20 protein-coding genes are annotated in these 21,276 nt (G+C 65.4%); 7 read left to right on the top strand and 13 right to left on the bottom strand.

Annotated features, from left to right (window positions below; all coding sequences use genetic code 11):
* Nucleotides 1–14 precede the first annotated feature (14 nt).
* From FFS12_RS11845 to FFS12_RS11810, 8 genes are all read right to left on the bottom strand, one after another.
* The gene (locus FFS12_RS11845; protein ID WP_137887011.1) at nucleotides 15–1,145 is read right to left on the bottom strand and encodes a GGDEF domain-containing protein; all 1,131 of its coding nucleotides are present in this window, start codon (nucleotides 1,143–1,145) and stop codon (nucleotides 15–17) included.
* 73 nt (nucleotides 1,146–1,218) lie between these two features.
* Nucleotides 1,219–1,668 carry a DMT family transporter gene (locus FFS12_RS11840; protein WP_137887010.1) on the bottom strand — a complete coding sequence of 150 codons (450 nt, stop codon included), beginning with the start codon at nucleotides 1,666–1,668 and terminating at the stop codon, nucleotides 1,219–1,221.
* Between the two features lie 142 nt (nucleotides 1,669–1,810).
* A complete protein-coding gene (locus tag FFS12_RS11835) occupies nucleotides 1,811–2,293 on the bottom strand; it encodes a GNAT family N-acetyltransferase (protein ID WP_137887009.1) in 483 nt (160 codons plus the stop codon).
* A gap of 38 nt (nucleotides 2,294–2,331) precedes the next feature.
* The gene (locus FFS12_RS11830; protein ID WP_137887008.1) at nucleotides 2,332–2,892 is read right to left on the bottom strand and encodes a DUF4136 domain-containing protein; all 561 of its coding nucleotides are present in this window, start codon (nucleotides 2,890–2,892) and stop codon (nucleotides 2,332–2,334) included.
* Nucleotides 2,893–3,179: 287 nt separating this feature from the next.
* Nucleotides 3,180–3,782 (bottom strand): DUF4136 domain-containing protein, encoded by a 603-nt coding sequence (locus tag FFS12_RS11825; RefSeq protein ID WP_137887007.1) that lies wholly within the window; start codon nucleotides 3,780–3,782, stop codon nucleotides 3,180–3,182.
* Nucleotides 3,783–3,806: 24 nt separating this feature from the next.
* The gene (locus FFS12_RS11820) at nucleotides 3,807–4,556 is read right to left on the bottom strand and encodes a methyltransferase (RefSeq protein ID WP_137887006.1); all 750 of its coding nucleotides are present in this window, start codon (nucleotides 4,554–4,556) and stop codon (nucleotides 3,807–3,809) included.
* On the bottom strand, nucleotides 4,553–4,858 hold the full coding sequence (locus FFS12_RS11815) for a nucleotide pyrophosphohydrolase (protein WP_137887005.1): 306 nt from the start codon (nucleotides 4,856–4,858) through the stop codon (nucleotides 4,553–4,555). Before FFS12_RS11815 ends, FFS12_RS11820 begins: the two co-directional genes overlap by 4 nt.
* A 37-nt stretch (nucleotides 4,859–4,895) precedes the next feature.
* Entirely contained in the window at nucleotides 4,896–5,747 is an 852-nt protein-coding gene (locus FFS12_RS11810; RefSeq protein WP_137887004.1) for a MaoC/PaaZ C-terminal domain-containing protein, read from the bottom strand.
* Between the two features lie 182 nt (nucleotides 5,748–5,929).
* On the opposite strand from FFS12_RS11810, the gene FFS12_RS11805 reads away from it, so the two are divergent.
* The gene (locus FFS12_RS11805; protein WP_137887116.1) at nucleotides 5,930–6,922 is read left to right on the top strand and encodes an AraC family transcriptional regulator; all 993 of its coding nucleotides are present in this window, start codon (nucleotides 5,930–5,932) and stop codon (nucleotides 6,920–6,922) included.
* 100 nt (nucleotides 6,923–7,022) lie between these two features.
* On the opposite strand, the gene FFS12_RS11800 is transcribed toward FFS12_RS11805, so the two are convergent.
* On the bottom strand, nucleotides 7,023–8,375 hold the full coding sequence (locus tag FFS12_RS11800; protein WP_137887003.1) for a 3-oxoacyl-ACP reductase: 1,353 nt from the start codon (nucleotides 8,373–8,375) through the stop codon (nucleotides 7,023–7,025).
* 269 nt (nucleotides 8,376–8,644) lie between these two features.
* Between FFS12_RS11800 and FFS12_RS11795 the strand changes: the two genes are divergently transcribed.
* Nucleotides 8,645–9,922, top strand: coding sequence for an acetyl-CoA C-acetyltransferase (locus tag FFS12_RS11795; RefSeq protein WP_137887002.1), 1,278 nt, complete (start codon nucleotides 8,645–8,647; stop codon nucleotides 9,920–9,922).
* Between the two features lie 178 nt (nucleotides 9,923–10,100).
* Here the strand turns inward: FFS12_RS11795 and FFS12_RS11790 are convergent, their stop codons facing one another.
* Nucleotides 10,101–10,559 (bottom strand): Lrp/AsnC family transcriptional regulator, encoded by a 459-nt coding sequence (locus FFS12_RS11790; protein WP_137887001.1) that lies wholly within the window; start codon nucleotides 10,557–10,559, stop codon nucleotides 10,101–10,103.
* A gap of 153 nt (nucleotides 10,560–10,712) precedes the next feature.
* Between FFS12_RS11790 and yedA the strand changes: the two genes are divergently transcribed.
* Together yedA and FFS12_RS11780 are read left to right on the top strand one after the other, a co-directional pair.
* Nucleotides 10,713–11,621: a drug/metabolite exporter YedA gene (yedA, locus tag FFS12_RS11785; RefSeq protein WP_137887000.1), complete on the top strand. Its 909-nt coding sequence runs from the start codon at nucleotides 10,713–10,715 to the stop codon at nucleotides 11,619–11,621.
* A gap of 205 nt (nucleotides 11,622–11,826) precedes the next feature.
* The gene (locus tag FFS12_RS11780; protein WP_137886999.1) at nucleotides 11,827–12,720 is read left to right on the top strand and encodes a PA4780 family RIO1-like protein kinase; all 894 of its coding nucleotides are present in this window, start codon (nucleotides 11,827–11,829) and stop codon (nucleotides 12,718–12,720) included.
* Nucleotides 12,721–12,866: 146 nt separating this feature from the next.
* On the opposite strand, the gene cueR is transcribed toward FFS12_RS11780, so the two are convergent.
* Together cueR and FFS12_RS11770 are read right to left on the bottom strand one after the other, a co-directional pair.
* A complete protein-coding gene (gene cueR, locus FFS12_RS11775; RefSeq protein WP_137886998.1) occupies nucleotides 12,867–13,268 on the bottom strand; it encodes a Cu(I)-responsive transcriptional regulator in 402 nt (133 codons plus the stop codon).
* Nucleotides 13,269–13,362: 94 nt separating this feature from the next.
* Nucleotides 13,363–15,741 (bottom strand): heavy metal translocating P-type ATPase, encoded by a 2,379-nt coding sequence (locus tag FFS12_RS11770; protein ID WP_137886997.1) that lies wholly within the window; start codon nucleotides 15,739–15,741, stop codon nucleotides 13,363–13,365.
* A gap of 182 nt (nucleotides 15,742–15,923) precedes the next feature.
* Between FFS12_RS11770 and FFS12_RS11765 the strand changes: the two genes are divergently transcribed.
* Nucleotides 15,924–16,121, top strand: a complete 198-nt coding sequence (locus FFS12_RS11765; RefSeq protein WP_137886996.1) for a heavy-metal-associated domain-containing protein — start codon at nucleotides 15,924–15,926, stop codon at nucleotides 16,119–16,121.
* Here the strand turns inward: FFS12_RS11765 and FFS12_RS11760 are convergent.
* Nucleotides 16,100–16,750 (bottom strand): TetR family transcriptional regulator, encoded by a 651-nt coding sequence (locus FFS12_RS11760; protein ID WP_137886995.1) that lies wholly within the window; start codon nucleotides 16,748–16,750, stop codon nucleotides 16,100–16,102. The genes FFS12_RS11765 and FFS12_RS11760 overlap by 22 nt on opposite strands.
* A gap of 163 nt (nucleotides 16,751–16,913) precedes the next feature.
* Here FFS12_RS11760 and FFS12_RS11755 point away from each other — a divergent pair, with 163 nt between their 5' ends.
* Together FFS12_RS11755 and FFS12_RS11750 are read left to right on the top strand one after the other, a co-directional pair.
* Nucleotides 16,914–18,092, top strand: coding sequence for an efflux RND transporter periplasmic adaptor subunit (locus FFS12_RS11755; protein WP_137886994.1), 1,179 nt, complete (start codon nucleotides 16,914–16,916; stop codon nucleotides 18,090–18,092).
* A 12-nt stretch (nucleotides 18,093–18,104) separates the two neighbouring features.
* Complete coding sequence (locus FFS12_RS11750; protein ID WP_137886993.1) at nucleotides 18,105–21,242, top strand: efflux RND transporter permease subunit; 3,138 nt, start codon at nucleotides 18,105–18,107, stop codon at nucleotides 21,240–21,242.
* The last annotated feature ends 34 nt before the right edge of the window (nucleotides 21,243–21,276 follow it).

The following is a 21,276-nucleotide window of genomic DNA, read 5'->3' as shown; positions in this document are numbered from 1 at the left end:
GCTGCCGGGGGCGGTCAGCCCGCAGGCGCCAGTACCAGGCGGTCGCGGCCGCTGCTCTTGGCCTGGTAGAGGGCACTGTCGACCCGTTTGAAAAAGGCTTCGGCGTCGCTGTCCAGAAGCATATCGAAACAGCCCACGCCCAGGCTGGCGGTCAGCGGCAAGCGCTGGCCTTTCAGGTCGAGGCCGGTCTGCGCCAGTTCCTGGCGAAAACGTTCGGCCAACTCCCGCGCCTGCTGCAGCGTGGTGTTGGGCATCAACACGCCGAATTCCTCGCCGCCGAGGCGTAGCAGGGCATCGCTGTCGCGCCGGAATACGTTGCGCATGCGCATGGCGAAGGCGCTCAGGCAGGCATCGCCGCTGGCGTGACCATGCTCGTCGTTGACCCGCTTGAAGAAGTCGATATCCAGCAGCACCAGCGACAAGGGCTCGCCGTCGCGCCGAGCGTTGGCCACCAAGGTCTGGAACAGACTGTTGAATTGGTAGCGGTTGCCCAGTTGGGTCAGGCTATCGGTGCGGCTCAGGTGATCCAGGCTCTCCTGCTGTTCCAGCAGGCGCAGTTCCAGTTCCAGGGTGTTGAGGTATTCGCGGTGGCTGTGGCCCAGGGTCAGCAGCAGATAGCCGAGGAAGAAGGCCAGGGCCACCAGCTCGCCGAGGTGCGCCGCGGCATCCGGCAGGAGCACCGCGAGCCCCGGCAGATAGAGCAGCAGGATGGCCAGGGTGCCGCGACTGCGATCCATCGAGAAGATGAAGACCATCGCCGCGCTGATGGCGATGGTGTTGATGGCGGCGATCGACTGCGAAGGGGCGAAGTCGATGGCTTGCAGGGTCCAGGCCTGAACCAGGCCCCAGCCCAGGGCGTTGCCGCAGACCAGCCAGGCTTGCCGGCCCAGCCAGCGGCGCAGGCGGTCTTCGTCATACCCGGCGGGCAGCCGGTGCAGCCAGCGCAGGACCATGATCAGGGCGAAGAAGGCCGTGGTGCCCAGGCCCAGCAGCAGGTGCGCGCCCGGCGCGGCGCTGAAGCCCCAGACCAGCAGCCAGGCCAGCAGGTAATAGATGCCGCCCAGGCGGGTGCGCGAGTAAGTGTGCTGGGCCTCGCGCCAGAGGCGGAAGGCGTGCGACGAATGGGGTAGCTCGGCGTCGGTCATGGGCTGAGATCACAAATGCGGCCTGAACCGAGCTTAGTCGCTTGCGCTGTCGAGGCGCCATCTTTTGCCGAAATCAGCCGCGGCGGATCAGCCAGATGCCGACGACTATCAGCAGCAGCCCGGCGATCTTGCCCAGGCTCACCGGCGTCTCGCGGAAACCGGCCCAGCCGAAGTGGTCGAGCAGCAGCGCCATGCCGAGTTGCCCGGCCAGCACCAGGGTCATAAACAGCAGCGCGCCGATACGAGGGCCGGTGAAGGCGGCGGTGGTGATAAAGAACGCACCGAGCAGGCCGCCGCTCCAATGCCACCAGCTCAGCCCTTTGAGGGCCGCCAGGCTTGGCACCTCGCGTTGCAGCAGGACCAGCAACAGCAGCGCCAGCGAGCCGATCAGAAAGGAAATCAGCGCGGCGGCCAGCACACTGGCAACCTGTTTGGCCAACTGGCCGTTGATGCCGGCCTGCAGCGGCAGAAAGGCGCCAGCGATAAAGGGCAGGGTCAGCAGCCACCAGGCGGGGGCGGGCATGGGCAATCTCCAGCAGGCGAGGGGCGCAGAGTATGCCTCGGATTGGGCCAGTGGTTAGCGGTTGTCCGCGCGGTTGTGACCCTTGACGGTTACGGCCGTTGCTTCCGCGACGCCAGCCCAGGCGCGTGCCTGGCGCCGCGTGCTAGAGCGGTTTGCTAAATTGCAGCAGGGCCACGCGCTGATTGAGCCGATTGCGTCGCTCGACCAGGCCGCTGAGCTGGTAGCCGAGCTTGGGATAGAGCAGCAGGCCGGCGCTGTTGGCGTTGAAGCAGGAGGCCTTCATCAGCTTGGCGTTGTAGTGCTCCCGCGCCTGTTGTTCCATCACCCCGACCAGGTAGTTGGCCACGCCGTGGCCGCGCGCCCAGGGAGCCACCATCAGGTTGCCGAGGGCGCAGAATTCGCCGTGTTGCCATTGGTAGAAATTGGCGAACCCGGCAACCCGGCCGTCGAGCAGCACCACGCTGCTGGCGCGGCGCTCGGCCATCGCCGTGGCCATCTGGCCGACGGTCAGCGGCCAGATGGCTTTGGGATAACAGAAGAACAGCTCGTCCGGGCTCTGTGGGAAGCCGACTATGTCGTCGAGGTCGGCGACAGTCGCCGGGCGGTGGCTGAGTTGTGTGGGCAAGCCTAGTCGTCCTTCCTTAGTGTTCGGGTATTCAGCCATCAGTGCGGCGGATATTGCGACAGCACCTTGCCGACGGTTTCGCGGATTGCCGCTTCGCGCTCGCTGGGGCTCGGCGGGGCGCTAGGCATGACCTGCTCGGCACTGCCGCGCCAGACCAGCTTGCCGTCCTTACCGTCGAACAGGTCGACCTGGAGGGTGGCGACTTTGTAGTCGTAGCGGCGCGTCTCGGTGTAGGCCGGGCCACCCCAATAGCCGTTCCAGTCACCGCCCCAGGCCCCGCCGTAGCTGGTGCTGACCTGATCCTGACGGTTTTCGACGATCAGCCAGGCCTGGGCCTTGAGGTCTGGCTTGGTACCGGCTGGCGCCGGGCGCAGACCGCGTTGCTCGAGCTGCTGGCTGACCGCTGCCCGGATGCGTTGTTCGGTGAGGTCGCTTTTGATCCGCGGGTCGTCCGGCCGGTACTGCAACGCCGGTTCTTGCCAGCTCCAGCTGCGATAAGCGCCGAAATCGCGAGTAGCGTCGTAATCACGGCTGACTTGGCCGGTCTGGCAGGCGGCCAGTAACAACAGGATGGGGACTAAGAAAAAGCGGGGGGACATGATGGCATCTCCGGGGCTAGAGCCTCTATCCAAGCGCAAGCGGAGGGCGACGGCAAGCGCCGATTGCAACGGCGTATGAGCCGCGTTTTTCGGCCGGTCGGCGAGCCCTTGAGGCTCTAGCGAGGCAGCATTGAGTCGCTGTTTGCTGGGTTTTATGAGGTGCATCCATGCACCTCGCCCTGCGGGCAGCTGAAGCTGTGCAAAACGGCTTTCCTGCCGTTTTGTCGCTTCGCTCTACGCCAACCTACAGGCATCGCGATAAGTGCACCAAGCAACCGTCCAACCCACTAGTTCGGTGGATAGTCGCTCAGGGCTTGCTGTACGGCGGAACGCAATGCAGTGGCGCGCTCCGACTGACTGCCGCGGTTATCCGTTTCGGCGCTGCCGCTCCACACCGCCTGGCCATTGCTGGCGTCGAACAGCTCGATGCGCACCACCACGACTTCCTCCTCGTAGGTGCGCACCAGCGGCACGCTGCCATACAGGCCGTAGGGGTTGCCATAAGGGCCGTAGCCGTAATAGCTGCCGTAGTCATCCCGCACTTGGCGCAAACGGCGCTCGACATGCATATCCGCGCTGACGCGCAGGTCGGCCTTGGCGCCTCGTGGGGCAGGGCGCAGGCCGCGTTGGTCGAGGCTGGTGCTGAGGGTTTCCTGCACGAGTTCCGGGCTGGCCCAGGAGGTGCCGGCCGGTAGTCGGCCATCCAGCCACGCCCAGCTGCGGTAGCGGCCGTAATCGCGTGGCGCGGCGGGGTAAGCACTGAGATCGAGCGTATTAGCCGCCTGAGCCGGAGCCGCTGGTAACGGGTTGGAGCTGGCGGTATAGGGGTTGCTGCCTTGGCAGGCCGCGAGGCTAAGGCAGCAGGCCAATAGACAAACACGGCGATTCATCACGTCCTCCTGCGGAGCGACCCGCTAGAGCGGGCGGCAGACCCAATGCAAATAACGCCCAAGGCCCATAAAGCTCGGGTGGCGGCGGTGCGCCAGTTCCATTTCCAGCAGGTCGACCAGTTCTGCTTTGGCTTGGAATTCCACCGGCATATAGTCGTAAAACACACGTACACCGCTCTGAGTTTCGACCTGCCAGCGGCCGTCGAGTTGCGCCGCCAGCTCACGTGGATCAAGCGGCCGCTGCGGTGTCAGGCTTTGTTTTTCACCGGCAAACTCGTGTTTGCGTAGCTTGCGGAAGTGGCCCTTGAGCAGGTTGCGGTAGATCAGCGCATCGCGGTTGTAGAAGGCCAGCGACAGCCAGCCGCCAGCCGCCGTCAACTGGTGCAGCACCGGCAGGATCGCGTGCGGTTCGGCCAGCCACTCCAGCACCGCGTGGCAAATCACCAGGTCGTAGGGTTCGGTCAGTTGGCCGAGCAACTCCTGCCAGGGCGCCTGAATGAAGGTCGCGCTCTGCCCAGCCGCGGCGAAGCGCTCGCGGGCGCCCTGCAGCATGGGTTCGGCAGGCTCGCTGAGGGTAACCTGATGGCCGAGCTCGGCCAGCCACAACGACATATGGCCTAGGCCTGCGCCGACATCCAGCACCCGCAGCGGGCGGTCCGGCAGGATTTCGGCGAGGTCGGCCTGAAGCACCGCCAGCCGAATCGAACCCTTGGCGCCGCCGTAGATCTTCTCGGCGAAGCGTGTCGCCAGCTCATCGAAGTGTCTGTCGCTCATTTGCCGAACCGCCGTTCGCTATCGGCCAACTTGGCGCGCACGGCCTGCTCCAGGTCGATGCCGAGTTCAGCGCAAAGCAGCAACAGATACAGCACGATGTCGCCGACTTCCTGGCCTGCGTGTGCCAGCTGATCCGTCGGTAGTCGCCGCGACTGGTCTTCGCTGAGCCACTGGAAGATTTCCACCAGCTCGGCCATCTCCACGCTGGCGGCCATGGCCAGGTTCTTCGGGCTGTGGAAGCCGCGCCAGTCATTGCTGTCGCGAATGGCGTGCAAGCGGGTGGTGAGTTCTTCGAGGTTCATGCGGCTCTCCGGGGCAGAGGCGCATTGTTTCACGCAGCTAGATCGCTCGCCAGCTACCGTTCATATGCGGGATGCCGTCTTGGCCTTGCAGTTTGAACTGCCCGCTGGGCGCCACAGCGCTGGCCAGCAGGGTGGCTTCACCGGGCAGCAACAGCGGTTTCTGGAAACGCACCTCGACCAGATAACCGGTCGCCGGCAACCGTTCGCCGAGGGCGGCTAGCGCGCGGGCCTTGTTCCACAGGCCATGGGCGATGGCGCGGGGGAAGCCGAACAGCTTGGCGCTGAGGGCGGACAGATGGATCGGGTTGTAGTCGCCCGCCACCCTGGCGTAGCGCCGGCCGATATCCGCTGGCGCCTGCCAGCGCGCGATTTCGTCCAGCGCCAGCGGCTCGTCCTCGGCGCGCTGGGTGGGTTGGCCATCCAGGCGCAGGGCCCGGCAGAGGATGCGGCTGTCGCCTTCCCAGAGCAGGCCGAGCTGGTCTTCGAGACGGGTAATCAGGCTGAAGACCGCGCCCTTTTCGTGGGGCTGGAGGTTTTCCACCTGCACGCTGACGCTGAACGGGCCGAGGCCACCGAGCGGGCGCAGCACGCGGATGCGATTTTCCAGGTGCACCAGGCCGAGCAAGGGGAAGGGGAAGGCCTTCTCGGTGAGCAACTGCATTTGCAGCGCGAAGGCGAGAATGTGCGGGTAGGTCGGCGGCAACCGGCCGTCGTCACTAAAGCCGCAGATTTGCCGGTAACGCGCCAGATGCTCTGGATCGACGCTGATCGAGCAGCGCAGGCCACCGTTGGGCAGGCTCTGCCCGGTTACGCCATGGCGTAGTGCGGCACGGGCGAACAGGCCGGGCAGTGCCGGCGGGGTGGGCAGGTCGAGCCAAGCGGTGGCCATGGATAATCTCCTGGTGCAGATGCCAGCAGCTTAGTCTGCCGCGCCGCGGCTACATTGGCCGCGCGGCGTGCGCGCCTGGCAGGCGAGCCAATCGGTCTGCGCCGGTGATTCGCGCCTTGAGCCGGAAGGCCAAAGCTGCCTAAGATGGCCGCGCCCCACGGACAATAAGAACCCTAAAAATGCTGCGTGATCTGACCGACGATGTGGCGCTGCTGCGCCCGGCGATCGACGCCCTGCGGGCCAGTGGAACCGACCCCAATCGGGTGCTGGTGCGTGTCGGCTTACCCCCCGGTGGCTTACCCGCCGGCCGCTTTCCCCATTCTGCCCAGACGCTGTTCTGGAAGGCCGCCGCTGCCGAGTGCGGCCAGGAGCACATCGGCCTGTATTTGGCGCGGCATCTGCCGGCCTTCCATGGCCTGCTGCTGGAGTACCTATTCCTCTCCAGCGCAACCTTCGGCGAGGGTTTACGCCATGCCCTGCGCTATGTGCGTCTGCTCTCCGACACCCTGAACGCCAAGCTGGAAGTCGAGGGTGAGCGCGCCACCCTGGTGCTCGGCATGATGGCCGGGGGGCCGCGACATTTTCCGGAAATGTTCGCCGGTGCGGTGATTCGCCTATTCGGCGCGCTGACCGAGGGCAACTTCAGGCCATACGCCGTGCACTTGATGCACCACGAGGGCGCGCCGGCTGAACGTTACCTCGAGGTCTACGGCTGCCCCGCGCAGCTGGGGGCCAAGCGCTATGCCGTGCTGTTCGACGCCGCCGTACTGGACCAAGCCTCCCGCCACGCCGCCCCCGAATTGCTGCGGATGCACGAGTCCCTGGCGCGCCGGCAATTGGCCGAGGTGGAGCGTCTGGATCTGGTGCGCAAGGTGCGCGAGCTGATCGGCGAGCTGTTGGTCGAGAGCGGCGCCACCTTGGAACAGGTCGCCGGGCGTCTGCACATGCCGCCGCGCCGGCTGCGTGAACGCTTGACCATGGCCGGGGTGCGCTTCAACGATCTGGTCACCGACTACCGTTGCCGGCTGGCCAAAGAGTTGCTGCTGAAGACCGATGAGCGCATCGAAGTGATAGTCGAGCGCACCGGGTTCTCCGAACCGAGCACCTTCTACCGGGCGTTCAAGCGCTGGGTCGGCGAGACTCCGGTGGAGTTCAGAAAACGCGGTAAATCCTAGGTTGGGGCCAGCACGTAGGGGTACTCGCGAAGCAGGACGCCAACGAACTCGAGCCAGGCGTTGGGCATGGCGGGCTGGTCGCTGCGCTCCCGAGGCCGCCCTACGCCCCCAACAGGCTCTGCCCACAGCCCCGCAGTACCTGCCCGCTGACCGCCCCGGAGCTCGGTTGAGCGAACCAGGCCACGGCTTCGGCGACATCCTGGGGCAGGCCGCCCTGGCCCATGGAGTTCATGCGCCGGCCGGCTTCACGGATGGTCAGGGGGATGGCGGCGGTCATCTGCGTTTCGATAAAGCCCGGCGCCACCGCATTGATACTGATGCCGCGTTTGCCGAGTGCCGGTGCCCAGGCCTGGGCCAGGCCGATCAGGCCGGCCTTGCTGACCGCGTAGTTGCTCTGGCCCAGGTTGCCGGCGATGCCGCTGATCGAGGCAAGCAATACCACGCGAGCGTTATCGTGCAGCTTGCCGGCCTCCAGCAGGGCCTGGGTCAGCCGCTGTGGCGCGCGCAGGTTGACGTCGATCACCGAGTCCCAGAAGGCCTCGCTCATCTTCGCCAGGGTCTTGTCGCGGGTGATGCCGGCGTTGTGTACCAGGATATCCACGCCCTCCGGCAGCGCTTCGAGCAGTTGCGCCGCGGCATCCGCCGCGCAGATGTCCAGGGCTATGCCGCGCCCGCCGAGGCGTGCGGCGAGGGCGTCGAGCGCGTCTTTGACTGGCGGCACATCCAGCAGCAGCACCTGCGCGCCATCGCGCGCCAGGGTTTGCGCGATGGCGGCGCCGATGCCACGGCTGGCGCCCGTCACCAGGGCCGTCAAGCCGGCCAGCGGCCGAGTCCAGTCTTTCACCTGCGCCGCACAGGCGGCCAGGCGGATGACCTGGCCGGAGACGTACGCGCTTTTTGGCGAGAGGAAGAAGCGCAGGGTCCCTTCCAACTGATCTTCGGCGCCCTGGCCGACATACAGCAGTTGCACGCTGCCGCCGCGGCGGATTTCCTTGCCCAGCGAGCGGGTGAAACCTTCCAGCGCACGTTGCGCGCTGGCGGCGAACGGATCTTGCAGCGACTCCGGTGGCCGCCCGAGCACCACCACCCGTGGGCAGTGGCCCAGGCCTTTGAGGGCCGGCTGGAAGAACTCGCGCAGTTCGCGCAACTGCTCGGCGCTGCCGATGCCGCTGGCGTCGAAGATCAGGGCCTTGAGTTTGGGGCCGTGCTCGGCGGTCCAGCGGCGCAGGCCGAACTGGCCGTCCTGCTGGGCGAAGGCGGCATCGGTCAGGCGCTTCAGGCAGCTGCTGGCGGCTTCGGCCAGCACTCCGCCGCCGATCAGCAGGGCACCATCGACCGGCCGAGTCCGTCCGGCCATCCAGCGCTCCAAACGCAGCGGCGCGGGCAGGCCGAGGGCGCCGACCAGGCGACGGCCCATGGCGGAGTTGGCGAAGTTCAGATAAGGGTCAGACATGGCAGTCGGCTCCTGCTGGCGAATCGAGAATAGACCTGCCACGCGGACAGGGGGCGTGGTTGATCGCAATGCGATGGCCACGTAGGGCGGACTCAGGCGCGAAGCGCACAGTCCGCCGCTCGGCAAGCTGTACTGCTTCGCGAGTACAGCCTACGCAGCCCGGCTGATGGCGCAATTGGCTGGGCCGCTCGCGGTGCCGGCGAGGCGGCCAATGCGAGTCAGGCGCGGCCGGCTAGTCTGGTGCCCACTTATCCCGCGAGGAGTCACCCATGACCCAGCTGCGCCGGGTCGCCATTGTCGGCGGCAACCGTATTCCCTTCGCCCGCTCCAATACTCTGTACGCCACCGCGAGCAATCAGCAGATGCTGACGGCCGCGCTCGAAGGCCTGATCGAGCGTTACAACCTGCATGGCGAGCGCCTGGGTGAGGTGGTGGCCGGCGCGGTGCTCAAGCATTCGCGCGACTTCAACCTGACCCGTGAATGCGTGCTGGGCTCGCGGCTGGCGCCGCAAACCCCGGCCTACGACCTCCAGCAAGCCTGCGGCACCGGCCTGGAAGCGGCGATCCTGGTGGCCAACAAGATTGCCCTCGGGCAGATCGACAGCGGCATCGCCGGCGGCGTCGACACCACCTCCGATGCGCCGATCGGGGTCAACGAAGGGCTGCGGCAGATTCTGCTGGAGGCCAATCGCGGCCAGTCCACGGCCGACAAGCTGAAAACCCTGCTGAAGATTCGCCCGCGCCATCTGGCGCCGCATCTCCCGCGCAATGGCGAGCCGCGTACCGGCTTGTCGATGGGCGAGCATTGCGAGCAGATGGCACAGACCTGGGCCATCCCCCGCGATGAACAGGACCAACTCGCCGTCGCCAGCCACCAGAAACTCGCGGCCGCTTATGCCGAGGGCTGGCAGGATGATCTGCTGACGCCGTTCCTGGGTCTGACCCGCGACCAGAACCTGCGCCCGGAGATCAGCCTGGAGAAGTTGGCGACCCTCAAACCGGCGTTCGACCAAGGCCCGCGCGGCACCCTGACCGCCGCCAACTCGACGCCGCTGAGCGATGGCGCCGCGGTGCTGCTGCTGGCCAGCGAAGACTGGGCCAAGGCTCGCGGCCTGCCGATTCTGGCCTACTTCAAGGATGGCGAAGCGGCGGCGGTGGACTTCGTCAACGGCCAGGAGGGCCTGCTGATGGCGCCGGTGTACGCCGTGCCACGCCTGCTGGCGCGCAACAAGCTGCGCTTGCAGGACTTCGACTATTACGAAATCCATGAGGCCTTCGCCGCCCAGGTGCTCTGTACCCTGAAGGCCTGGGAAGACCCCGAGTACTGCAAAACCCGACTCGGCCTCGAGCAGCCATTGGGGTCGATCGACCGCAGCAGAATGAACGTCAAAGGCAGCTCCTTGGCCGCCGGCCACCCATTCGCCGCCACCGGCGGGCGCATCGTCGCCAACCTGGCCAAGCTGCTGTCGGTGGCCGAGCAGGGCCGTGGCCTGATCTCAATTTGCGCCGCCGGCGGTCAAGGTGTGACCGCGATCATCGAAAAGTAATCTAACAGTTGTTGCCGCAGTTCAGCGCGGCCACAGGATGTAAGCAACTCCGTGATTCTCTTCCTTTTGAGAGCGGCGGCCCGTTTCGGCGGTGCCGCCTTTTTTTTGCTTCTTCACGGCATCCCGTGGAGGACTGCTAGGGTGGGCTTTAGCCCACCGATAGGCGCGTGCTGGGCTCTCAGCGCTGGCCATTGCCTGGTTGCAACAGCGAAGTCGGCACCCGGCCATTGAAGGGCGTGGAGAGGATGATCGAGGTCTTGCTCGCGCCGTACTCCGAGAGCCGGTCAATCAGCGCTTGCAGCTGGCTCATCGAGGCGACGGCGGCGTGCATGATCACGCAGGCATCGCCGGTCACGCGGTAGCAACTGGTCAGCTCGGGGAAGCGTTCGAGTTCCGCCAGGCTGGAGTGCGACTGATGGTTGGTGAGGCGCAGTTCGATCATGCACTCGATCGGCAGGCCGAGTTTGCTGACGTCGACATTGGCCTGATAGCCGCTGATTACCCCGCTGCTTTCCAGCTTGGCCACCCGCTCGGCGACGGCGGGTGGCGACAGGTTGACCCGACGCGCCAGTTCGGCAAATGACAGGCGGCCGTCGTCGATCAGGGCGGTGAGAATCAGGCGGTCATATTTATCCATGCTGATACCCGTAAGGTTTTCGAATCGTTGGCGATTTGTTGAAAATACCATCGAGAATAAAGTTTGCACGAAAATAAGCGTTTGTTCGCTATTAGCTGTCCTGGTTAAGCCTCATAAACTATCGGCTCACCTCTTCGCTTGGTCGAGTCGAACATGAGCGCGCCTGTCGTCCGTTTTCCCCTGTTGCTGCTCGGCGCGTTTGCCGCGCTGTATCTGATCTGGGGCTCCACCTACCTGGCCATCCGCATCGGCGTGGAGTCCTGGCCGCCGCTGTTGATGGCCGCTATCCGTTTTCTCATCGCCGGCAGCCTGATGTATGCCTGGCTGCGTTGGCGCGGCGTGCCGGCGCCGACCGGGCGTGAATGGCGCGCGGCCGGGAAGATCGGCTTTCTGCTGCTGGCCTGTGGCAATGGCGGGGTGACGGTGGCCGAACATTGGGGCGTAGCCTCCGGCGTGGCGGCGTTGGCGGTGGCGACTGTGCCGCTGCTCACCCTGTTGTTCGGGATGTTCTGGGGTCAGCGCAATACCCAGCTGGAATGGGCCGGCATTGCCCTCGGCCTAGTGGGGATCGCCTTGCTTAACCTGGGCTCGAACTTGCAGGCGAGCCCGGCGGGTGCGGCGTTGATTCTGTTCGCCGCGGCCAGTTGGGCCTTGGGTTCGATGTGGGGCAAGTCACTGCCCTTACCCAGCGGGCCGATGGCCAGTGCCGCGCAGATGCTCGCCGGTGGCGTGGCGCTGCTGATCGCTAGCCTGCTCAGTGGCGAGCGGCTGACGCAGATGCCCAGCGCCGTCGGTTGGGGCGCTCTGGCCTATCTGGTGCTGTTCGGCTCGATCATCGCCTTCAGCTCCTACCTCTACCTGCTCAAGCATGTGCGCCCGGCGGCAGCGACCAGCTATGCCTACGTCAATCCGGTGGTGGCGGTGCTGCTCGGCATCCTCTTCGCCGGCGAACGGATCGGCAGTGCGGAATGGCTGGCGATGCTGGTGATCATCGGTGCGGTGGTGCTGATCGGCCTGCCGCAGTGGCGCCAGCGCCAGGACGAGCTGGCGGCGGCCGATTAGCCCGCGCCACGTGCCGATGCAAAGTGCGCTACACCACTGAGGCGTTGCGGTAAAACTTACTCGCCGCCTGAGTTCAACACATAAGCGCGCGACGATGCGTTCAGTGGTCGGCATCTGCGGCGCGCTGTGAGAGGATGGCGCACTTGACAGCCGTTGAGCTTGGCAACACCCGAACCTGGCAACAAAGGACCCGCGATAAAAGCCGATGAAGACTCCAAAACGCATTGAACCCCTGATTGAGGATGGCCTGGTCGATGAGGTGCTGCGCCCACTGATGAGCGGTAAGGAAGCCGCGGTCTACGTGGTGCGCTGCGGTAAAGAGCTGCGCTGCGCCAAGGTCTACAAAGAGGCGAACAAACGCAGCTTCCGCCAGGCCGCCGAGTATCAGGAAGGCCGCAAGGTGCGTAACAGCCGCGATGCGCGGGCCATGGCCAAGGGCTCCAAATACGGGCGCAAGGAACAGGAAGACAACTGGCAGAACGCCGAAGTGGCCGCCTTGTTCCGCTTGGCCAACGCCGGCGTGCGGGTGCCCAAGCCGTATGACTTCCTCGAAGGCGTGCTGCTGATGGAGTTGGTGGCCGACGGCTACGGTGATGCGGCGCCGCGTCTGAATGACGTGGTGATGGAGTCGGAGCAAGCGCGCGAGTACCACGGCTTCCTGATCCGTCAGATCGTGCGGATGCTCTGCGCCGGGCTGGTGCATGGCGACTTGTCCGAATTCAACGTGCTGCTCGACGCCGACGGCCCGGTGATCATCGACCTGCCGCAGGCGGTGGACGCGGCGGGCAATAACCACGCCTTCAGCATGCTCGAGCGGGATGTCGGCAACATGGCTGCCTACTTCGGCCGTTTCGCCCCGGAGCTGAGAGCCACCAAGTACGCCAAGGAAATGTGGGCCTTGTACGAGGCCGGCACGCTGCATCCCCTCAGCCCGTTGACCGGCGAATTCGACGAGCCGGAGGAGTTGGCCGACGTCGATGGCGTGATCCGCGAAATCGAAGCGGCGCGTCTGGACGAACTCCGCCGCCAGGCCGCCCGCGCCGAGGTGGATGGCCCAGCGCAAGCCGCAGAGCCGCCACCGCCGCCGTGGCTGCAATAAGCCTTTCACGAAAGCTCTAACCCGCAGGGCTGGCGATCACCGTGCTGCCCAAAGACCTGCTGTGGCGCCTGTTTCGTTTGTCGGCCGGATAAGCTTTGCTTTATCCACCGGGCGCCGCGTCTGGGAGCATGGCCTCACCCGCCGGCTCAATGGCCAGCGCCATTTGAGGCCAGGTCTTTAAGGATCGGACAATCCGGACGCTGATCGCCTTGGCAGTGTTCGACCAGTTCCTGCAGGGTGTCGCGCAGGCCGCTGAGCTCGGCGATCTTGCGGTTGAGCTCGTCGATATGGCGGTGGGCCAAGGCTTTTACATCGGCGCTGGCGCGTTGGCGGTCTTGCCAGAGGGCGAGCAGTTTGCCGACTTGCTCCAGCGAGAAACCCAGGTCGCGTGAGCGCTTGATAAACGCCAGGCTGTGCAAGTCCCGCGGGTTGTAGCGGCGGTAGCCACTGTCGCTGCGGCTGGCCGGTTTGAGCAGGCCCATGGCTTCGTAATAACGGATCATCTTGGCGCTCAGGCCACTGATTTTGGCTGCTTGGCCGATGTTCATGAGGTGCCTCCCGGTAGGGCGTACTCGCCCGCAGGGTAGTACGCCGCTGGTTGGCAGGCTGCCGCTACGCGGCGAGACCGCCCTACGGATTAAGTTATTCCTTGGGTTTCCAGGTTTTCAGCAGCAGCGCGTTGCTCACCACGCTGACGCTGGACAGGGCCATGGCGGCGCCGGCGAGCATCGGATTGAGCAGGCCGAAAGCCGCCAGCGGAATGCCGACCAGGTTGTAGACGAAGGCCCAGAACAGGTTTTGCCGAATCTTGTTGTAGGTGCGCCGGCTGATGTCCAGCGCCGCCGGCACCAGCCGCGGGTCGCCGCGCATCAGGGTGATGCCGGCCGCGTGCATGGCCACATCGGTGCCGCCGCCCATGGCGATGCCGACATCCGCGGCGGCCAGGGCCGGGGCGTCGTTGATGCCGTCACCGACCATCGCCACCACGGCGCTTGTTTTCAGTTGGGCGACTATCGCGGCTTTGTCGGCGGGTAGCACTTCGGCATGCACCTCGGTGATTTCCAAGGCGACGGCCACCACCCGGGCGCTGCCGCGGTTATCGCCGGTAATCAGGTGGCTGCGGATGCCGCGGGCGTTCAACTGGCGGATGGCCTGCGCGGCGCCCGGCTTGAGGCTGTCACCAAAGGCAAACAGGCCGAGCACCCGAGGGTGCGGCGCCTGTTCGATCAGCCAGGACAGGCTGCGGCCCTCGGCCTCCCAGGCTTGCGCCGAGGCCGCCAGTGCGCCGGCCGGCAAGCCGCTTTCCGCCAACAGCCGGCGATTGCCCAGGGCCAGTTGGCGACCGTCCAGGTTGCCGGCGATGCCGCGACCGGCCAGCGCTTGGCTGGCACCGACAGTGGCGAGGCGAAGGCGGCGTTCGCGGCAGGCATCCAGCACGGCTTTGGCCAGCGGGTGTTCGCTCCCCCGTTGTAGGGCGCCGGCCAGTTGCAGCAGCTCCGCTGGGTCGCCGTTGACCGCACTGAGGTGGACGATTTGCGCGCTGCCCGAGGTCAGGGTGCCGGTCTTGTCGAAGGCGATGACGCTGACCGCATGGGCGACTTCCAGGGCTTCGGCGTTCTTGATCAGGATGCCGTGGCGCGCGGCCACGCCGGTGCCGGCCATGATCGCGGTCGGCGTGGCCAGGCCGAGGGCGCACGGGCAGGCGATCACCAGCACCGCCACGGCGTTGAGTAGCGCGCTTTCCAGCGAGCTACCGAGCGATAGCCAGCCGAGCAGCGTGGCGGCGGCGATGGCGATCACCAGCGGGACGAAGACTGTGCTGACCTTGTCCACCAGCTTCTGGATCGGCGCCTTGGCCGCCTGGGCGTCTTCCACCAGGCGGATGATCCGCGCCAGCACGGTTTCCCCGCCGAGGGCGCGGGTGCGCACCAACAGCCGGCCTTCGCCGTTGATGGCGCCAGCGGTGACCGGGTCGCCGGGCTGCTTGGGCACCGGTAGGCTTTCGCCGCTGATCAGCGCCTCGTCGGCGTGGCTCTGCCCTTCGATGACGTCACCGTCGACCGCGAAGCGCTCGCCGGGTTTGACCACGATGAGATCGTCCAGCCGTAACGCGGCGATGGCGACCCGCTCTTCGTGACCGTCGCGCAGGCGGATGGCGTGCTCCGGGCGCAGCGCTTCGAGGGCGCGGATGGCGCTGGCGGTCTGGCGCTTGGCGCGGCTTTCCAGGTATTTGCCGAGCAGCACCAGGCTGATCACCACGGCGGCGGCCTCGAAGTACAGGTGCGGCATGGCGCCGACGGGAGCCGTCCACCACTGATAGAGGCTCAGGCCATAGGCCGCGCTGGTGCCCAGCGCGACCAGCAGATCCATATTGCCGGCACCGGCGCGCACGGCTTTGTAGGCGGCTTTATAGAAGCGCGCGCCGAGGATGAACTGCACCGGCGTGGCCAGGGCGAACTGGCCCCAGGCCGGCAACCGCCAGTGCAAGCCAAAGCCTTCCAGCAGCATCGGGGCGAGCAGTGGCAGCGCCAGCGCAATCGCCAGCAGCACGGCCCAGCGTTCGTGCCGCAGGTGCTGCTCGGGAATGCTGGCGGGGTGGCGGTCATCCAGTTTTTCGGCGTGATAGCCGGCGGCCTCGATGGCTTGGAGCAGCAGGCCGCTGTCGAGGCCGTCGAGCATGTGCAGATGCGCACGCTCACTGGCCAGGTTGACGCTCACCGCGCGCACTCCGGGGACTCTTTCCAGGGCGCGTTCGACGCGGCCGACACAGCTGGCGCAGGTCATGCCCTCGATGGCGAGTTCCAGGCGTTGGCTGGGGACTTGGTAACCGGCGCTTTCCACCGCGTCGATCAGCGCCGGCAGGTCGGTATCGGCCGCCTCGATGCGCGCTTGCTCGGTGGCCAGGTTGACGCTGGCGCGCTGTACCCCGGGCACCTTCTGCAACGCCCGTTCGACGCGGCCGACACAGCTGGCGCAGGTCATGCCGGCGATGGGCAGGTCGTAGGCGGTCAAGCTGGACATGGGCCGATCTCCTCTGAGTTCGTCCACAGGATCAACCTTGACCCCTGGGTAAGGTCAAGCCTTTATGCTGGCTGATGCTGGGTGGCGGGCCCTTGACCTTGCCCAGGTGGCAAGGTCGATGCTTAAAGTGCAAGGTTTAACCAGTGCAAGTGTTAGCGAGCAGTTCACCCAGGAGGCTAAGGATGCAAAGGTTCAAGGTGCAGGGCATGTCTTGTGGACACTGCGTGCGGGCCATCATCCAGGCGCTGCAGGCGCGTGATCCGCGGGCCGAGGTGCAGGTGGATCTCGCCGCGGGCGAGGTGCGGGTGGCCAGCCAATTGTCGGTGGCTGAGGTGCTGCAAGCGATTCAGGCCGAAGGCTACGCAGTTACTGCGGTCTGATCGTTGCTGCCTGGCCAGTCGCGGGCCAAGCCGCGGAACAGCGCGTCGATCAGCGCGGCGGTGTCCTGCAGGGGATCGAACAGCGTCGGGTCGCGCAGCCAGTCACTGAACAGACCGACAATCATCGCGTGCAGGGCGCGGGCGGCGAGGCGTGGGGTCATGCCCGGTTGCAGGCGGCCGCGCGCAGCGGCACGGCTCAGCAGCTCCTCGCAGAGAGCGATGAACTGATTGATAAAGGCCTTGTGGCGGTCTTCGGCCTCACGCAACTCGTCGGTGAACTCGCAGCGGTGCAGCAGGATGGTGTAGATGCGCCGTTTCTGCTCGTCCCGTGCCAGGTTCTCCAGGGCTTCCACGCAGAGATTGCGCAGCATCTGCAGGGGCTCCTGCTCGTTGCAGTTGGACAGGACTTCGGCCAGTTGCTCCGGTGGCAGACGCACTTGATTGAGCATTTCGTGAAACAAATGGGCCTTGTTCTGGAAATGCCAATACACCGCGCCGCGGGTCACCTCGGCGGCGCGGGCGATCTGCTCGAGCGTGGTGTGGGCCACGCCCTTTTCCAGAAACAGCATTTCCGCCGCCAGGAGGATGGCGCTGCGGGTCTTCTCGGCTTCTTCTTTAGTGCGGCGCATGGCGGTCAGGGTATTTCTGGCTAGGCTCTGGTTTGGGAGCTACTTGTTTGGAAACTAAGTGTAATGAGTTTAATGCCGATATTCTGTTTACAGGCATGAATGTATGTAATTAGCATCGTTGCCCTGCTGCTTTCGCCCGCCTTGGGCTGTCATGGAGACCTCTATGTTGTTTGCTCGTCGCCTTCCTTCTGTCCTTAAGGTTTTTGCGCTCAGTACCGCGTTGGGACAGTACGCAGTGGCGGCCGAAGCCCCTGCCGCCGCCCCACCCGCCCCCGAGGTCACGGTGGAAACGGTAATCACCGCGCCTTTTCCACTGGTGCTGGAATACTCCGGGCGCACCGCGGGTTACCGCGAGGTGGAGGTGCGGGCGCAGGTCAGCGGCATTCTGCAGCAGCGCACCTACGATGAGGGCAGTCGGGTCAAGCAGGGGCAAGTTCTGTTTCGCATCGACCCCAGGTCCTACCAGGCCGCTCTCGGGCAGGCCAAGGGCGCGCTGGCCCAGGCCGAGGCGCGCTATCGGCAGACCGATCGCGATCTCAAGCGGATCCGCGAGCTGCAGAAGAAGGGCTACGCCAGCGAGAGTGAGCTGGATAACGCCATCTCCAACTTCGAGCAGAGCAAGGCCAATGTCGAGGCGGCCAAGGCCGAGGTGCAGGCCAAGCAGATCGACCTCGACTACACCACGGTAGAAGCGCCGATCTCCGGCATGACCAGCAAGGAAACCGTCTCCGAGGGCAGCCTGGTGGTGGCCTCCGACCCCAACGCCAGCCTGCTGACGCAACTGACCCAGCTCGATCCGCTCTACGTCAACTTCGCCTACCCGGACACCGAGGCCGAGCGCCTGCGTGACGGGGTGCAGAGCGGCAAGCTGGTGCTGCCGGCGGACGGCAAGTTGTTTGCCGTGCTCAAGTTCGGCGACGGCAGCGCCTACCCACTCGAAGGGCGGGTGGACTTCACCGACAGCTTCGTGAATACCGGCACCGGCACGGTCAGTGCCCGCGCCGTGGTGCCCAATCCCGAGCAGAAGCTGCTGCCCGGGCAGTTCGTGCGGGTGCTGATCAAAGGCATCAGCCGGCCGAATGCGGTGACCGTACCCGAGCGCGCGCTGGCACAGGGACCCCGTGGCACCTTCGTGTATGTGGTCGACGAACAAGGGCTGGCGCGGATCCGCCAGGTCGCCACCGGGCAGACCGCCAATGGTCGCTGGGTGATCGAGTCCGGCGTCGCCGCCGGCGATCGGGTGATAGTCGAGGGCCTGCCCAAGGTGCGCCCCGATCAGCCGGTCAAGGCGGTCGAGTCCAGCGCCAAACAGCCTGAACCCCAACCCGCCAAACAGTCCTAAGGAGCGCCTCACGTGATTTCGCGCTTCTTTATCGACCGGCCGATCTTCGCCACGGTCATTTCCATCGTCATAGTGCTGGCCGGCCTCGCCGCCATGCGCACGCTACCGATCGCCCAGTACCCGGCGATCCTGCCGCCGCAGGTCTCGGTCAGCGCCGCCTATCCGGGCGCCAGCTCCCAGGTCATCGCCGAAACTGTGGCTGCGCCGCTGGAGCAGGAAATCAACGGCGTCGAGAACATGATCTACCAGCTGTCCAACTCCGACAGCAGTGGGGCCATGAGCCTGACGGTGTATTTCCAGGTCGGCACCGACCCGGACCAGGCCACCATCAACGTCAACAACAAGGTGCAGGCGGCGCTGGCTAAATTGCCCGAGGAGGTGCGTCGGCAAGGGGTGAAGGTGGAGAAGAAATCCTCCGACATCCTCCAGGTGATCACCCTGTACTCGCCGGACAACTCGCGCGATCCGATCTTCATCAGCAACTACGCGCTGATCAACGTGATCGACGAGATCAAGCGTCTGCCGGGGGTCGGTGACGCCAGTCAGTTCGGCTCCAAGGACTACTCCATGCGCATCTGGCTGCGGCCGGACAAGCTGGCGCAGTACGACCTGACCCCGAGCGATGTGGTCAACGCGATCCAGGAGCAGAACTCGCAGTTCGCCGCCGGCAGCTTCGGCAAGCAGCCGCTCAAGCAGGAGCAGGACTTCACCTACACGGTGACCACCCAGGGCCGCTTCACCGACCCGCAGGAGTTCGAGAACATCATCCTGCGCACCGACGCGACCGGCGCCAGCCTGTTGCTCAAGGACGTCGCCAGGGTCGAATTGGGCGCCCAGGATTACTCGCTGATGACCTCGCTGAACGGCCAGCAGAACGCCGCATTCGGCATCTATCTGCAGCCGGGGGCAAACGCCCTGGACACCGCCGATGCGGTAGAGGCGACCATGGCGCGACTGGCCAAGCGCTTCCCGGAGGGCATCGCCTACAAGATCCCCTACGACACCACCAAGTTCGTCAAGGTCTCGATCAAGGAAGTGATCCACACCTTCTTCGAGGCCCTGCTGCTGGTGGTGCTGGTGGTCTTCGTGTTCCTGCAGAACTGGCGCGCCACACTGATCCCGGTGCTGGCGATTCCGGTGTCGCTGATCGGCACCTTCGCCGGCATGTACCTGCTCGGTTTCTCGATCAACCTGTTGACCCTGTTCGGCATGGTGCTGGCCATCGGCATAGTGGTCGACGACGCCATCGTGGTGCTGGAAAACGTCGAGCGGGTGATGCGCACCGAGAAACTCGGCCCGCGTGAAGCGGCGATCAAGGCGATGGAAGAGGTGACCGGGCCGATCATCGCGATCGTGCTGGTGCTCTGTGCGGTATTCATCCCGGTCGGCTTTCTCGGCGGCCTGGCTGGGCAGATGTACCAGCAGTTCGCGATCACCATCGCGGTCTCGGTGATGGTCTCCGGGGTGGTGGCGCTGACCTTGTCGCCGGCACTCTGCGCGCTGCTGCTCAAGCCCGGCGAACATGAGCCGGCGGCGCCGTTCCGCTGGTTCAACCGGGTCTTCGATCGCGCCACCGCCGGTTATGGCGCCGGGGTGCAGTTCTTCCTCAAGCGCTCGGTGGTTGGTCTGTTGTTGTTCGGCGGGATGATCGCGCTGATGGTCGTGCTGTTTGGCCGGGTGCCGGGATCCTTGGTGCCGGACGAGGACCAGGGCTATGTGCTCAACGCCTACTTCCTGCCGCCAGCGGCCTCGCTGACCCGTACCGAGAAAGTCACCGGCGCGGTCACCGAGGAATTGATGAAGCACCCGGCGGTGCAGGATGTGGTGACCTTCGCCGGTTTCGACATTCTCACCTTCGGCACTCGCAGCAACGCCGGGGTCTCGTTCGTGCCGTTGAAGGATTGGGACGAGCGGACCACGCCCGAACTGGATGCGCGCAACCTGATCCATGAGTTCATGGCCATGGGTGCGAAGCAAAAAGATGGGGTGGTGATGTCGTTCAACCCGCCGCCGATCACCGGTATGAGTACCACCGGTGGCTTCGAGGCGTATATCCAGGATCGCAGCGGTGGCAGCAGCGAGCAGCTGCAAGTGATGGTGCAGAAGTTCCTCGCCGAGGCGGCCAAACGCCCCGAGCTGGCCGGGCTCAACAGCACCTTCAACGCCAATGTGCCGCAGTACTACATCGACCTCGACCGCACCAAGGCTCATGCCCTGGGCGTGGCGGTCAACGATGTGTTCACCGCCATGCAGGCGACTTTCGGCAGCTACTACGTCAACGACTTCACCCTCTACGGGCGGACCTGGCAGGTCAGCCTGCAGGCCGAGTCGGAGTTTCGCCGCAAGCCGGAAGACCTCAGCCAGGTCTACGTGCGTTCGGCCAGCGATGAGCTGGTGCCGTTGTCGTCGCTGGTGAGCGTGCAGCGCATCCTCGGGCCAGACAGCTACGCGCGCTTCAACGTCTATCCGGCGGCCAAGGTGCTCGGCGGACCAGCCAAGGGCTACAGCTCGGGGCAGGCGCTGGCGGCCATGCAGGAGGTGGCCGATCAGGTACTGGGCGAAGATTACAGCATCGGCTGGATTGGCTCGGCCTACCAGGAGCTGGCGTCCCAGGGCTCCGGCAGTACCGCCTTCGTGTTCGGCTTGATCATGGTGTTCCTGATTCTCGCCGCGCAGTACGAGCGCTGGACCTTGCCGGTGGCGGTGGTCACCGCGGTGCCCTTTGCGGTATTCGGCGCGATCCTGGCGGTCTGGCTGCGGGGCATCCAGAACGATGTGTACTTCCAGGTCGGCTTGGTGACCTTGATCGGTCTGGCGGCGAAGAACGCCATCCTGATCGTCGAGTTCGCCGTGCTCTGCCGGGAGCAAGGCATGGGCATCTACGAGTCGGCGCTGGAGGCGGCCAAGCTGCGCTTCCGACCGATCGTGATGACCTCGCTGGCCTTCATCCTCGGTTGCGTACCCTTGGCCATCAGTAGTGGCGCGGGTTCGGCTAGCCGCCACTCGATCGGTACCGGGGTGATCGGTGGCATGCTGGCCGCGACTATCCTGGCGACCTTCATGATTCCGATGTTCTACCTGTTGGTGGAGTCGGCGGCGGCGAAGCTCAGCAAAGAAAAGAAACCCGCGGCAGTGCTCCACGACGAGTAAGAGTCACCCCCACGCCGCCATCTGCGAGGGTGGC

The organism is Pseudomonas sp. 2FE (assembly GCF_005503735.1).
GTDB lineage: Bacteria > Pseudomonadota > Gammaproteobacteria > Pseudomonadales > Pseudomonadaceae > Aquipseudomonas.
Note: the sequence above shows the minus strand (reverse complement) of the source record. Positions and strands in the feature narration are given on the sequence as shown.